We start from the raw sequence: 13,700 nt of genomic DNA on the forward strand, positions 1-13,700 counted from the left end.
TTCTCCTCTGAATGGCATCCGCAAAAAAATCGCGGGATTATACCGCTTTTTTCGGATTAGGCCATACCCATCTTGCTTGACGTATATCAAGCAAAGTGATTTAGAGACAAAAAAACCGGAGGCGAGACTCCGGCTTGGGTGCGGGTTCTGCCGGGTGGCGCTAACGCTTACCCGGCCTACACGTCCCGTAGGCCCGGTAAGCGCAGCGCCACCGGGCAATTATAGCTGCTCGCCGTTGCTCGCAATCACCTGCTTATACCAGTCGAACGACTTTTTCTTACTGCGGTTCAGCGTGCCGTTCCCTTCGTTATCTTTATCGACAAAGATAAAGCCGTAGCGTTTTTTCATTTCACCGGTACCGGCAGATACGAGGTCGATACAGCCCCACGGGGTATAGCCCATCAGGTCTACGCCATCTTCCACCACCGCTTTTTTCATCTCGCGGATGTGGGCGGCGAGGTAATCAATACGGTACTGGTCGTTCACCGTGCCGTCGCTCTCCTGCACGTCGATTGCGCCAAAGCCGTTTTCAACGATAAACAGCGGCAGCTGGTAGTGATCCCAGAACCAGTTGAGGGAGTAGCGCAGCCCCACCGGGTCAATCTGCCAGCCCCAGTCAGATTTCTGCACGTACGGGTTAGAGACCAGGCTCTTGCTCTCGTCATAGTCCAGCTGCGGGTTGTCCGCCGTCGCCTTGGTGGCGAAGGACATATAATAGCTAAACCCGATGTAATCCACGCAGCCCTGCGTCAGCGCGACTTTATCTTCTTCGGTGATATCCAGCGCGAAGCCGCGACGTTCAAAGTAGTTGAGCAGATGCTGCGGATACTTGCCGCGCACATGGACGTCGGTGAACCAGTAGCGGCGGTGCATGGCGTTCATCGCCATCATCATGTCGTCCGGCGCGCAGGTCAGCGGGTAGATGGGGCACATGGCAATCATGCAGCCGATCTGCAGGGACGGGTTAATCTCGCGCCCCGCCTTCACCGCCAGGGCGCTGGCCACCAGTTCATAGTGCGCGGCCTGGAACATCACCGGCTCACGATCTTCACCCGGCGCGTACTTCAGCCCGGAGTTGGTAAACGGCGCAAAATCTTCATGGAAGTTGGCCTGGTTGTTGATCTCGTTAAAGGTCATCCAGTACTTCACTTTATGCTGATAGCGCTGGAAAACCACTTTCGCAAAACGCACAAAGAAGTCGATCAGCTTACGGTTGCGCCAGCCGCCGTATTCCGTGACCAGGTGAAAAGGCATCTCAAAGTGGGAAAGCGTAATCACCGGTTCGATGCCGTACTTCAGGCACTCGTCGAACAGATCGTCATAGAATTTCAGACCGGCCTCGTTCGGCTCAAGCTCGTCCCCTTTCGGGAAGATACGCGTCCAGGCGATGGAGGTACGGAAGCATTTGAACCCCATCTCAGCAAAGAGTTTGATGTCTTCTTTATAGCGGTGGTAGAAATCGATGGCTTCATGGTTAGGGTAATTTTTCCCCTCAAGCACGCCGTTGGTGATTTCGCGCGGTACGCCGTGCGCGCCCGCCGTCATCACATCGGCAACGCTAACGCCCTTGCCGCCCTCTTTCCAGCCGCCCTCAAGCTGATGCGCCGCAACGGCACCCCCCCACAGAAAATCTGCTTTAAATCCTGACATTTGCTTTCCCTCATTCTGCGTTATTTTCTGCAAAAACAATTACAGAAACCGGTTTCAGTTCGATGATGTGCAAAGGGGATAGCCGTTGCAAGCAGAACGCCGAAACCGGTTTCATTTTCGTGAACAGAGTCAAGTTTGTCGCCCTGCCTAAGCCAGAGAGAAAAAAAGATCCCCGCACCGAGAATAGGCTCGCAAACGTTTGCCTGGACTGTTAGAATTGCGCCGATTTTTCTTACTAGCTATGCAATCGCGTGGGGACTTGAGCCGTGACCAACAAAACTTCTCTCAGCTACAAAGATGCCGGTGTTGATATTGACGCAGGTAATGCGCTGGTTGACCGAATCAAAGGTGTGGTGAAAAAAACCCGCCGCCCGGAAGTGATGGGTGGTCTGGGTGGATTCGGCGCACTGTGCGCGCTGCCGCAAAAATATCGTGAACCTGTTCTGGTCTCGGGTACTGACGGTGTAGGCACCAAGCTGCGCCTGGCGATGGATTTAAAACGTCACGACACGATCGGTATCGATCTGGTCGCGATGTGTGTGAATGACCTGGTGGTTCAGGGCGCAGAGCCGCTGTTCTTCCTCGATTACTACGCGACCGGCAAACTGGACGTGGATACCGCGGCCAGCGTCATTAACGGTATCGCCGAAGGCTGTCTGCAGTCCGGCTGTGCGCTGGTCGGCGGCGAAACCGCTGAAATGCCGGGTATGTATCACGGCGAAGATTATGACGTCGCGGGCTTCTGCGTCGGCGTAGTAGAAAAATCAGAAATTATCGACGGCAGCAAAGTGGCGGATGGCGATGTGCTGATCGCGCTGGCTTCCAGCGGCCCACACTCCAACGGCTACTCCCTGGTGCGTAAAATCCTCGAAGTGAGCGGCTGCGACCCGCTGACCACCGAGCTTGACGGTAAACCGCTGGCAGACCATCTGCTGGCACCGACCCGCATCTACGTGAAAAACGTGCTGGAACTGATTGAGAACGTTGACGTGCACGCTATCGCCCACCTGACCGGCGGCGGCTTCTGGGAAAACATCCCGCGCGTGCTGCCGGACAACACCCAGGCCGTAATCGACGAATCCTCATGGCAGTGGCCAGCGGTCTTTAACTGGCTGCAGACCGCAGGCAACGTGAGCTCTCACGAAATGTACCGCACCTTTAACTGCGGCGTGGGCATGGTTATCGCCCTGCCAGCAAGCGAAGCGGATAAAGCGGTTAAACTGCTGACCGAAAAAGGTGAAAACGCGTGGAAAATCGGTACGATTAAAGCCTCCGATTCCGAACAGCGTGTGGTCATTGAATGAAAAACATCGTGGTGCTCATTTCCGGCAACGGAAGCAATTTGCAGGCCATCATTGAAGCCTGCAAACAGAAGAAAATCAACGGCACCATTCGGGCAGTATTCAGCAACAAGGCCGACGCGTTCGGCCTTGAGCGCGCGCGGGAAGCGAACATTCCCGCGCACGCGCTGGAAGCCAGCCAGTTCGCCGGGCGTGAAGCCTTTGACCGCGAGCTGGTTCAGGAGATTGATGCCTACGCACCGGACGTGGTGGTGCTGGCGGGCTATATGCGCATTCTGAGCCCGGCTTTTGTCGCACACTACGCCGGACGTCTGCTGAATATTCACCCTTCTCTTCTGCCGAAATATCCCGGCCTGCACACCCATCGTCAGGTTCTGGAAAACGGCGATGAGGAGCACGGCACCTCCGTGCATTTCGTGACCGACGAGCTGGACGGCGGTCCGGTGATCCTGCAGGCCAAAGTCCCGGTCTTTGACGGCGACAGCGAAGAAGACGTGACCGAACGCGTGCAGACCCAGGAACACGCCATTTACCCGCTGGTGGTAAGCTGGTTTGTCGACGGGCGCCTCGAAATGCGCGACGGCGCTGCCTGGCTGGATGGCGTGAAGTTACCCCCGCAGGGCCATGCGGCGGAAGAGTAGTTTGTTATGTCGGGTGGCGCCGCGCTTACCCGACATCTACCTTGCATTACCCGATATTCCCTTCTCCAACCTTCTAAATTCCCCAACAAAAAAAATAACTGTCATACTTTTCTGGCACTGTTGGACATATCGTGGAAATGCTCGCCATAATAAGGACGAGACGGATTTACCACGTCCTGTGATTGAACTGGAGTGTGAGCTGTAATGGGTCAGGAAAAGTTATATATCGAGAAAGAGCTAAGCTGGTTAGCATTTAACGAACGTGTACTCCAGGAAGCGGCTGACAAAAGTAACCCGCTGATCGAACGCATGCGTTTTTTGGGCATCTATTCCAACAACCTGGATGAGTTCTACAAGGTTCGCTTTGCCGAGCTGAAAAGACGGATCATCATCAGTGAAGAACAGGGCTTAAACTCTCACTCGCGGCATCTGCTGGGCAAAATCCAGTCCCGCGTGTTGAAAGCCGATCAGGAATTTGACGGCCTGTATAACGAACTGCTGCTGGAGATGGCGCGCAATCAAATCTTCCTGATTAACGAACGTCAGCTTTCCGTTAACCAACAAAACTGGCTGCGCCACTATTTTAAACAGTACCTGCGCCAGCACATTACCCCGATTCTCATCAACCGCGAAACCGACCTGGTGCAGTTCCTGAAAGATGACTACACCTATCTGGCCGTAGAAATTATTCGCGGTGAATCCATTCGCTACGCGCTGCTGGAGATCCCGTCCGACAAGGTCCCGCGCTTCGTGAACCTGCCGCCGGAAACCCCGCGCAGACGTAAGCCGATGATCCTGCTGGATAACATCCTGCGCTACTGTCTCGACGACATTTTCAAAGGCTTCTTCGATTACGATGCGTTAAACGCCTACTCGATGAAGATGACCCGTGACGCCGAATATGACCTGGTGCACGAGATGGAGGCCAGCCTGATGGAGCTGATGTCCTCCAGCCTGAAACAACGCCTGACGGCTGAGCCGGTGCGCTTTGTTTATCAGCGCGATATGCCGGACGCCATGGTAGAAATGCTGCGCGAGAAGCTGACCATTTCGCGCTATGACTCCATCGTGCCGGGCGGCCGTTACCACAACTTTAAAGACTTCATTGGCTTCCCGAACGTCGGCAAGGCCAATCTGGTGAACAAGCCGCTGCCGCGCCTGCGCCATCTGTGGTTTGATAAATTCCGCAACGGGTTCGACGCCATTCGCGAGCGCGATGTTCTGCTCTACTATCCGTATCACACGTTTGAACACGTGCTGGAGCTGCTGCGACAGGCCTCGTTCGACCCGAGCGTGCTGGCGATCAAAATCAACATCTACCGCGTGGCAAAAGATTCCCGCATCATCGATGCGATGATCCACGCCGCGCACAACGGCAAAAAAGTGACCGTGGTGGTTGAGCTGCAGGCGCGCTTCGACGAAGAGGCGAACATTCACTGGGCGCGCCGTCTGACGGAAGCGGGCGTGCACGTGATCTTCTCCGCGCCGGGTCTGAAAATTCACGCCAAGCTGTTCCTGATCTCCCGTAAAGAGGGCGACGACGTGGTGCGCTATGCCCACATCGGTACCGGGAACTTTAACGAGAAAACGGCGCGGATTTATACCGACTACTCGCTGCTGACCGCCGATGCGCGCATCACCAACGAGGTACGCCGGGTCTTTAACTTCATTGAGAACCCGTACCGCCCTGTCAGCTTCGACTATCTGCTGGTCTCGCCGCAGAACTCGCGCCGTCTGCTGTACGATATGATTGATAAAGAGATTGCCAATGCCCAGAAAGGGCTGTCGTCCGGCATCACCCTGAAGCTTAACAATCTGGTCGACAAAGGACTGGTGGACAGGCTGTACGCCGCGTCCAGCTCTGGCGTACCGGTTAACCTGCTGATCCGCGGCATGTGCTCGCTGATCCCGGAACTGGAAGGCATCAGCGACAATATTCGGGTGATCAGCATTGTTGACCGTTACCTGGAACACGATCGGGTCTATATTTTCGATAATGCAGGCGACAAACAGGTCTATCTCTCTTCGGCAGACTGGATGACGCGCAATATTGACTACCGAATTGAAGTCGCAACCCCGCTGCTGGATCCACGTCTGAAACAGCGTATTCTCGACATTATCGAGATCCTGTTCAGCGATACGGTGAAGGCGCGCTATATCGACAAAGAACTCAGTAACCGCTATGTACCGCGCGGCAACCGCCGTAAAGTGCGGTCGCAACTGGCGATTTACGACTATATCAAATCACTCGAGCAACCCGATTAACCTATGCCGATAAATGATAAGACCCCACGCCCGCAGGAATTCGCCGCGGTCGATCTTGGCTCTAACAGTTTCCACATGGTCATCGCCCGTGAGGTGGATGGCGCGCTGCAGATCATCGGTCGTCTGAAGCAGCGCGTACACCTGGCGGATGGCCTTGATGAACGCAGCATGCTCAGCGAAGAGGCGATGGAGCGCGGGTTAAACTGCCTGTCGCTGTTTGCTGAACGCCTTCAGGGCTTCTCGCCCTCCAGCGTATGCATCGTGGGCACCCACACCCTGCGCCAGGCGCTGAATGCGCCAGAGTTTCTCAAGCGGGCCGAAAAGGTGATCCCCTACCCGATTGAGATCATCTCCGGTAACGAGGAAGCGCGTCTGATTTTCATGGGCGTCGAGCACACCCAGCCGGAAAAAGGGCGCAAGCTGGTGATCGACATCGGCGGCGGTTCTACGGAGCTTGTGATCGGCGAAGACTTTGAGCCTCGCCTGGTGGAAAGCCGCCGTATGGGCTGCGTCAGCTTCGCGCAGATGTATTTCCCGGGCGGCACCATCACCCGCGAGAACTTCCAGCGTGCACGTATGGCGGCTGTCCAGAAGCTGGAAAACCTGGCCTGGCAGTACCGCATTCAGGGCTGGAACGTGGCGCTGGGCGCGTCGGGCACCATCAAGGCAGCGCATGAAGTGCTGCTGGCAATGGGTGAAAAAGATGGGTTCATCACGCCCGAACGCCTGACGCTGCTGACCGACGAAGTGCTGAAGCATAAAAGTTTTGACGCCTTAAGCCTGCCGGGGCTTTCCGACGAGCGTAAGGCGGTCTTCGTGCCGGGGCTGGCCATTCTCTGCGGCGTGTTTGATGCGCTGGCCATTAAAGAGCTGCGCCTGTCCGACGGCGCGCTGCGCGAAGGCGTGCTGTACGAAATGGAAGGCCGCTTCCGCCATCAGGATATTCGCAGCCGCACCGCGCAAAGCCTGGCCAACCAGTACAACATCGACCGCGAGCAGGCGAAGCGCGTGCTGGACACCACGGTGCAGATGTATGAACAGTGGGAAGAGCAGAATCCGAAGCTGGCGCACCCGCAGCTTGCCGCGCTGCTGAAATGGGCCGCGATGCTGCACGAGGTGGGGCTGAACATCAACCATAGCGGGATGCACCGCCATTCGGCCTATATTTTGCAAAACAGCGATCTGCCAGGCTTCAACCAGGAGCAGCAAACCATGATGGCGACCCTGGTGCGCTATCACCGCAAAGCCATCAAGCTCGACGACCTGCCGCGCTTCACGCTGTTTAAGAAAAAGCAGTTCCTGCCGCTCATTCAGCTGCTGCGTCTGGGCGTGCTGCTCAATAACCAGCGTCAGGCGACCACCACGCCGCCCACGCTGAAGCTGAAAACCGACGACCATCACTGGACGTTGAGCTTCCCGCACGACTGGTTCAGCCAGAACGCGCTGGTCCTGCTGGACCTGGAAAAGGAGCAGCAGTACTGGGAAGCGGTCACCGGCTGGCTGCTCAAAATCGAGGAAGAGAGCGCCGACGTCGCCGCGTAACGGTTCAGGCGTCCGCGCAGGACGCCTCTGTTTCCAGCAGTGACTCAAGCGGTGCCGGTCTGCCAATCAGATAGCCCTGCACATAATCAATACCTAGCGCGTGAACCGCGCTACGTATCTCTTCGGTCTCGACATATTCCGCCACCACCAGCATCTTCTTCATGCGCGCCAGATGGCAGATAGACGCCACAATCTGATAATCCAGGCTGTTGTTGACGATATTGCGGATGAAGTCGCCGTCGATTTTAAGAATATCTGCGTCCACGCTTTTTAGCCGCGCGTAGCTTGCATAGCCGGTACCAAAATCATCAATCGCAATGCGTACCCCCATTTTCTGCAGCTGACTGAGGATATGCAGCGCCTGCTCCGCGTTGCAGAAGTTGCTGCACTCCGTCACTTCAAAGATCAGCTGCCACGGCTCAATAGCGTATTTCGCCAGCACGCGGCTCACCTCAAGCGGGAACTGCACCCGGCACACTGTTGAAGGCGCCAGGTTAATAGCAAAGCGCTGGCCGGGCAGTCTTTCCCGATGCGCGGCCAGGAAGCGCAGCGTATGCTCAAGCACCCACAGATCCACCCGAGAGGACAAACCAAACTCCTGCGCGACAGGCAGGAACTGATCGGGGGAGATCAGTATCCCATTGGTGTCCGGCATCCGCAGCAGGACTTCGTGATAGCAATCGCCACGCAGGCCGCGAACGGGTTGAACCAGCAGGATGAATTCGTCGTTGTCGAGCGCCTTCTGCAGGCGGCTCATCATCGCGACTTTATCCTTCAGGCTGCGCTGCAAATGGACGGCACCGCGCTGCTGAAGATTTTCCGGGTGATTAGAGGAGAGTGACAGATCGGCCACCACCGCCAGCTCCCCCAGCACCAGATAAAGATGGTTAACAGGGGACCGGACATAGCAGTAGCTTACGCCAACCTGCGGCTGCAGCGGCATGCCGTCCCAGACAAAGCGGAACTGCTTAATATGCTCGTCCAGGGCGTCAATCCGCTGCTGGTGCGATTCCGCGTTGAGCCGCACCGCCATGTCATACCCGGTGAGGTGATACACCTGCTCATTGGGCTGGAGCGTAGCGTTAACCCACTGCGCCAGCTGCTGTTTGTACTGAATACGCAGCTGCACGCCGTAATTTCGGCCCAGAATTTCCAGCTCCGGAATGCGCAGCAGGCAGAGCGCCGACCACGGATTCTTCGCCAGATCGCGCGACAGCGCCCGCAGGTTAGGCATATGGACAACCGGATCGAGCAGTGCCAGCCTGCGGGCGTGTTTGTTCACCGCGCGCTGCCGGGTCGCCAGCATCGACATATAAATCACCACAAACGAAAAGACCAGGTAACTGGAAGAGGTGATCGCCAGCTGAATATCGTACCCCGCGTTCACTGGGATATAGCGGTAAAAATAGTGAATGGACACCAGCAGTATCGGGGTCCAGATCAGCGAAATCAGCTTATAGCCAAAACGCATCGCGCCCCAGAGCATCACCGGCATCAGCAGCGACAGGGTATAGTTAGTGGTGAAGATGGAGCTGTTTTCATTTATCGGGAGCAGCAGCAGCGACAGCAGCCCGCCAAGCGCAATCGCCCACAGCAAAAACTCCGCGGCCGTCACCTTTTTATCTATCTGGAAACGGATCTGCGAGAGAAGACTTTTGATATAGCGCGGATGACGGATCAGGCGGATCAGCAGATAGCTCAACGGCACGCCCGTCAGCCCGCTGACCAGCAGCGCCTGGTAGTTAATGAGCGTACGAATGTTAAGAGGGTTCAACCCCGCGAGGCTCTGGCGACTCTCATACACGCCCAGATACACCGCAAACTGAAACAGCACCAGAAACAGCGTCGCAGGGCAGATGACCTGCCAGAAGATGCGCTGCGCCATCAGCCGGATGTCGCCGTACGCCGTCATATTGCGTCTGGGCGCAAACACCCGGTAGCCGCCCCAGCTGAGGACTAAAGGGACAATAAAATGGAGCACCCCGGCAACCGTTTCGAACATCCCGACCGACGGGTAATAGCGGATAAACAGCGACAACACGATCCCGGGAAGGGCTTCCAGGCCAAAGAACATCATCAGCGAGAGCAAAAAGGAGAGCGGTAAATAATAAAGCGCCGCGATACCGTCCCCCAGCTGCGTGAACGTATTTGCCACGCTCAGCACGGGAAGCAAAACCACCGGTAATAGTAGCGGCAATGCCCACCAACGGTATTTATTGTTTTTCAGAAAAGCGAAAATCTTCATAGATGCCCGGTTAAACCCCTTTTTCTCCAGAGGGAAGATAAAGACAGGCATCCAACCTGACCTGGCGCCACCCCGCGACGTGCAGAGTGAACAGTGTGGAGGAGGGATTTTAAATATCAGAGCCGGGAATCCGTTGACTTAAATCAAACTATTTCACGCAAATAAGCCTTGCAGAAGAATTTTGTGAAATAATTTTCTTCATATTATCAATATGGTAAATGCAATTATTAATTTCAATAACAATAGTTAATGCAAACGTTGACGGTTATTTACACATCACAGAATTGACCCCATCTTCCCGCTGTGCCTTAATATCCTTATCGCCCGGGCGGGCTTATCCAGGAAAACAGAGTGAGTCAGGTCACGCGTATGCGCAAACGACATCGATTTAACACCCGAATGACCCGCATCATACTGCTTATCAGTTTCCTGTTTTTCTTTGGCCGCTTCGTTTACTCTTCGATTGGTGCCTGGTACCACCATCAGGACAAAACCCAGTCACAGCAATCCAGCCTGACCGTCGACACCGCTGACCGCTAACCCCCCGAAGGATGTTGTACGAGCCGAATAAGGGCCGCGATCCCTTTGCTGAGGATTTTATCCTGCCGCATCACCACCGCCAGCTGCCGCTGCAGCATGGGCGTCAGCGACATCACGCATAGCCCCTCGCGATCGGCATCCTGTTCTACCGCCATTCGCGGCACGATGCTGTAGCCCAGCCCCGCGCGAACCATGCGTTTGATCGCCTCGATGCTGCCAAGCTGCATCACCGGCGCCATCGCTACCCCATGGGCGGCAAACCAGCCATCGATCAGCGCCCGGGTCCCGCTGCCTGTCTCAAAGGCGATCAGCGGCTGGGCATGGAGCGCCTCCGGGGTTAACTCCCTGAAAGCGTCCTGCTGCTCTCTTGAGGCGATAAAGACAAACTCTTCGTCCATCACCGGCATGACGTCCAGCGCTCTGCCGCTCACCGGCAGGGTCACCAGCCCCATATCGAGACGGTTCTCTTCAATGGCCCTGACGATGTCGAGGGTGTTGCCCGTCGTGACTCCCACGCTCAGGAGCGGATAGTCGCGGCGTAGCTGCTCCAGCAGCGGCGGCAGAAGATGAATGCAGGCCGTCGCCCCCGTGCCAAGGGTAATGGTGCCGCTCACGTCGTGGCTAAACGCATTCACGGCCCGGATGGCGTCATCCACCACCTGCTGAATACGCTCCCCGTGCGCCAGCAAGGTTTCTCCGGCAGCCGTCGCCTTAATCCCTCGCCCGGTACGCTCCACCAGCCGCGTTTGCAGAAACTGCTCCAGCTGGCGTATTTGCAGGCTGACGGCGGGCTGGGAGAGGCCCAGAACGTCCGCTGCCGCTGAAAAGCTGCCGCGCTGGTGAACCAGGCGGAAGGTGGCGAGATAGCCCAGATTAAGCGTCGTCATTCAAAGTTTCTCTTATACGGTGCATAAGGTTGCAGCCCTGCCAGCACAATACCGCGCCCGTTATGCTCAGGACAACTGCATAACGGAATGAAAACTCATGGAAACCTCTGCCCTTCCTCGTCGCCTCGCCCTCACCGCCGGGTGTAATCAACTCATCAACTGGGGGATTTCGTTTTATATGCCCGGCACCTTTGCGCGGGCCATTTCAGCCGACCGGGGATGGTCGTCACCGCAGATTTACCTCGGCCTGACGCTGGCGATGCTGGTGATGGCGGCGGTATCTCCTTTTGTCGCCCGCCTGCTGGCACGCTTTGGCGGTCAAAAAGTGGTGATGGTCGGAACGCTGCTGATCGCCGCAAGCTGCGCAGAAATGGCGTATACCCGGACGCTTTATGGCTGGTACGGCGCCTGGATTGTCGCCGGCACTGGGATGCGCCTGTCGCTGTACGATGCGCTGTTCGCCGCGCTGGTCAACCTCTACGGGCAGCAGGCGCGAAGAACGATCTCACGCGTCACGCTGGCAGGCGGGCTGGCCTCCGCCGTCTTCTGGCCGCTGGGCGATGGTCTGCTTCACATCATGAGCTGGCAGGACGCGTTACGCATTTATGCCCTGCTTGGCCTGCTGAGCGCAGTGCTGATCCGCACGCTTCCCCGGCAGCGGCTGACGGAAAACACGAAGGCCATCGCGCCGCCCCTGCGCAACGAGCGGCGTAACGCCTGGCTTTATGCGGCCTTCATCGCCCTTATCACCTTTGTCTCTAACGGCACCTCCACCCATCTGCCGGAGTTTATTGCCCACTTTGGCCTGCCGGTCGCCATCGGCATGCTGTGGGGGATCGGCCAGACGGGCGCGCGCTCGCTGGAGGTGCTGGCAGGTGGCCGCTTAACCCCCTTCAAACTTACGCTCTTTACCGCTCTTGCTATGCCGCTGTGTTTTCTTGTGGGAATAAGCAGCGCCCTGTTTGTCTGGTGCGCGGCCGGGTTTGTGCTGGGCTACGGCGCCATCAACGGGCTGGTCACCATAGTAAAAGCCACGCTGCCACTGGAGCTGTTTAGCGCGGAAAGCTATGCCCGCCGCACGGGCATGCTGCTTATCCCGGGCCAGCTGATGGCCGCAGCCGCACCGTTTGCCTATGCATGGCTGAACAAAACGCTGGGGATCGCGGGTGCAATGGGAGTGTCGACGGGGTTAACGCTGGTGATTGCCGGGCTGGCGATAGCGATCGTGCGCCGTCCCGGGAGGCAAACTGTATCGCACTGTATCCCGCGCGACGCGCTGACAAACGGGTACAAAACGCCCCCTCCGGCAAATATCTCCGATACATAAAAATGGTTTTCTTTCCCTGTCGTCATTCAGAACCGATGAGGAGAGAACCATGATTCGTCGTTACGCAATTTTACCCCTGCTCGTCCTGGCCTCTGTAACACATGCCCAGGCCACGCCGCTGGACAACCTGAGCGCCGCGGACGTTAACGGCCCCGCCGCCGTTGCCCCGCTGGCGCAGCCGCAACCGCCTGCAAAACTGATCGTCGATCCGCCGCTTGCCGGGCCGCTGAGTAAAGGCGCGGTGTTTATCCAGTACCGTGCCGAAAACCTGCGCATCGAGCCGGTATTCGGACCTGAAGCGCTCAAGGTCATCCCGCGCATCGGGCACATTCACGTGGTGGTGGACGGCGCGCCGTGGCACTGGGCTGACGCCAGCGGAGAGCCGGTGATTCTGGTGGGACTCCCCGCCGGTAAACACAAGGTGACGATTATTCTGGCCGACCCGACGCACAAGCCGCTCGACCACAAAACCATTGAATTCACCGTTCCGCCCCACGCGGCGGTCCACCATTTTTAAGGAGTCTGAAGATGAAAGCACTGACTGTACTGACGGCAGGCCTGCTGGGGCTTTCCGCCAGTGCCTTTGCGCAGAGCAAAACCAGCGTCGTGCTGGTGCACGGCGCGTTTGCCGACGGCAGCAGCTGGAATAAGGTGATTACCCTGTTGCAGAAACAGCACGCAGAGGTCATTGCCGTCCAGCTGCCGCTCACGTCGCTTAACGATGACGTTGCCGCCACAAAGCGGGTCATCGCCCGCGCCCAGGGGGATGTCGTGCTGGTGGGTCACTCCTGGGGCGGCACCGTGATTAGCGAAGCGGGCAACGATGCGCGGGTGAAATCGCTGGTGTATGTGGCGGCGTTCGCGCCGGATGGCGGCCAGTCGACGGCGGACCTCGCGGGAAGCTACCCGCCGCCGCCGGGCAGCGCGGTCATCGCCAAAACGGCGGACGGCTATTTATATCTGCCAACGGACGCCGTCAGGAAGGATTTCGCGCCGGACGTGAAGCCCGAGGAACAAACTGCAATCGCGGCCACGCAGGGGCCAATTAAGGACGATGCGTTTGGTGAAAAGATGACCCACGCGGCGTGGCATGATAAGCCGAGCTGGTTTGTGGTCAGCAAAAATGACCGAATGATCAACCCCGATCTTGAACGTGCGATGGCGAAGACGATCCATGCGAAAACCACCGAGGTCTCCGCGAGCCACGTGTCGATGGTGAGCCAGCCGGAGGCTATCGCCCGGACGATTGAGCAGGCGATTGAAGCAAAATAGTATTTTGTAAATTGTAGGCCGGGTAAGCGC

11 protein-coding genes are annotated in these 13,700 nt (G+C 57.1%); 8 read left to right on the forward strand and 3 right to left on the reverse strand.

Going from position 1 to position 13,700, the window contains the following annotated elements:
- Positions 1–219 precede the first annotated feature (219 nt).
- Positions 220–1,650: a 6-phospho-beta-glucosidase gene (locus tag B498_RS09630; protein ID WP_008501642.1), complete on the reverse strand. Its 1,431-nt coding sequence runs from the start codon at positions 1,648–1,650 to the stop codon at positions 220–222.
- A 266-nt stretch (positions 1,651–1,916) separates the two neighbouring features.
- On the opposite strand from B498_RS09630, the gene purM reads away from it, so the two are divergent.
- The 4 genes from purM (at position 1,917) to ppx (ending at position 7,399) form a co-directional block, all read left to right on the forward strand.
- Entirely contained in the window at positions 1,917–2,954 is a 1,038-nt protein-coding gene (gene purM / locus B498_RS09625) for a phosphoribosylformylglycinamidine cyclo-ligase (protein ID WP_008501643.1), read from the forward strand.
- Positions 2,951–3,592: a phosphoribosylglycinamide formyltransferase gene (purN, locus tag B498_RS09620; protein ID WP_008501644.1), complete on the forward strand. Its 642-nt coding sequence runs from the start codon at positions 2,951–2,953 to the stop codon at positions 3,590–3,592. The genes purM and purN overlap by 4 nt, the downstream gene beginning before the upstream one ends.
- Before the next feature lie 204 nt (positions 3,593–3,796).
- Entirely contained in the window at positions 3,797–5,857 is a 2,061-nt protein-coding gene (ppk1, locus tag B498_RS09615; protein WP_008501645.1) for a polyphosphate kinase 1, read from the forward strand.
- Positions 5,858–5,860: 3 nt separating this feature from the next.
- The gene (ppx, locus tag B498_RS09610; protein WP_008501646.1) at positions 5,861–7,399 is read left to right on the forward strand and encodes an exopolyphosphatase; all 1,539 of its coding nucleotides are present in this window, start codon (positions 5,861–5,863) and stop codon (positions 7,397–7,399) included.
- A 4-nt stretch (positions 7,400–7,403) separates the two neighbouring features.
- Here the strand turns inward: ppx and B498_RS09605 are convergent, their stop codons facing one another.
- Positions 7,404–9,644 (reverse strand): EAL domain-containing protein, encoded by a 2,241-nt coding sequence (locus B498_RS09605; protein ID WP_031275105.1) that lies wholly within the window; start codon positions 9,642–9,644, stop codon positions 7,404–7,406.
- 351 nt (positions 9,645–9,995) lie between these two features.
- Here B498_RS09605 and B498_RS09600 point away from each other — a divergent pair, with 351 nt between their 5' ends.
- Entirely contained in the window at positions 9,996–10,184 is a 189-nt protein-coding gene (locus tag B498_RS09600; RefSeq protein ID WP_021241815.1) for a YfgG family protein, read from the forward strand.
- On the opposite strand, the gene B498_RS09595 is transcribed toward B498_RS09600, so the two are convergent.
- Positions 10,181–11,071, reverse strand: coding sequence for a LysR family transcriptional regulator (locus B498_RS09595; RefSeq protein WP_008501649.1), 891 nt, complete (start codon positions 11,069–11,071; stop codon positions 10,181–10,183). The genes B498_RS09600 and B498_RS09595 overlap by 4 nt on opposite strands.
- Positions 11,072–11,168: 97 nt before the next feature.
- Here B498_RS09595 and B498_RS09590 point away from each other — a divergent pair, with 97 nt between their 5' ends.
- From B498_RS09590 to B498_RS09580, 3 genes are read left to right on the forward strand one after another with little or no spacing between them, the layout of a single operon-like run.
- The gene (locus tag B498_RS09590) at positions 11,169–12,398 is read left to right on the forward strand and encodes an MFS transporter (protein WP_008501650.1); all 1,230 of its coding nucleotides are present in this window, start codon (positions 11,169–11,171) and stop codon (positions 12,396–12,398) included.
- 49 nt (positions 12,399–12,447) lie between these two features.
- Positions 12,448–12,915, forward strand: coding sequence for a DUF6130 family protein (locus tag B498_RS09585; protein ID WP_008501651.1), 468 nt, complete (start codon positions 12,448–12,450; stop codon positions 12,913–12,915).
- A gap of 11 nt (positions 12,916–12,926) precedes the next feature.
- A complete protein-coding gene (locus B498_RS09580; RefSeq protein ID WP_008501652.1) occupies positions 12,927–13,670 on the forward strand; it encodes an alpha/beta fold hydrolase in 744 nt (247 codons plus the stop codon).
- The last annotated feature ends 30 nt before the right edge of the window (positions 13,671–13,700 follow it).

Origin of the sequence: Enterobacter sp. SST3, from assembly GCF_000286655.1 — a bacterium.
GTDB classification, from domain to species: domain Bacteria; phylum Pseudomonadota; class Gammaproteobacteria; order Enterobacterales; family Enterobacteriaceae; genus Enterobacter; species Enterobacter roggenkampii.

What these genes read in the sequence shown, in the direction of transcription:
- B498_RS09580 (WP_008501652.1), top strand. Translation starts at nt 12,927, where the DNA reads ATGAAAGCACTGACTGTACTGACGGCAGGCCTGCTGGGGCTTTCCGCC.
- ppx (WP_008501646.1), top strand. Translation starts at nt 5,861, where the DNA reads ATGCCGATAAATGATAAGACCCCACGCCCGCAGGAATTCGCCGCGGTC.
- B498_RS09630 (WP_008501642.1), bottom strand. Translation starts at nt 1,650, where the DNA reads ATGTCAGGATTTAAAGCAGATTTTCTGTGGGGGGGTGCCGTTGCGGCG.
- B498_RS09590 (WP_008501650.1), top strand. Translation starts at nt 11,169, where the DNA reads ATGGAAACCTCTGCCCTTCCTCGTCGCCTCGCCCTCACCGCCGGGTGT.
- B498_RS09595 (WP_008501649.1), bottom strand. Translation starts at nt 11,071, where the DNA reads ATGACGACGCTTAATCTGGGCTATCTCGCCACCTTCCGCCTGGTTCAC.
- purN (WP_008501644.1), top strand. Translation starts at nt 2,951, where the DNA reads ATGAAAAACATCGTGGTGCTCATTTCCGGCAACGGAAGCAATTTGCAG.
- B498_RS09605 (WP_031275105.1), bottom strand. Translation starts at nt 9,644, where the DNA reads ATGAAGATTTTCGCTTTTCTGAAAAACAATAAATACCGTTGGTGGGCA.
- ppk1 (WP_008501645.1), top strand. Translation starts at nt 3,797, where the DNA reads ATGGGTCAGGAAAAGTTATATATCGAGAAAGAGCTAAGCTGGTTAGCA.
- B498_RS09585 (WP_008501651.1), top strand. Translation starts at nt 12,448, where the DNA reads ATGATTCGTCGTTACGCAATTTTACCCCTGCTCGTCCTGGCCTCTGTA.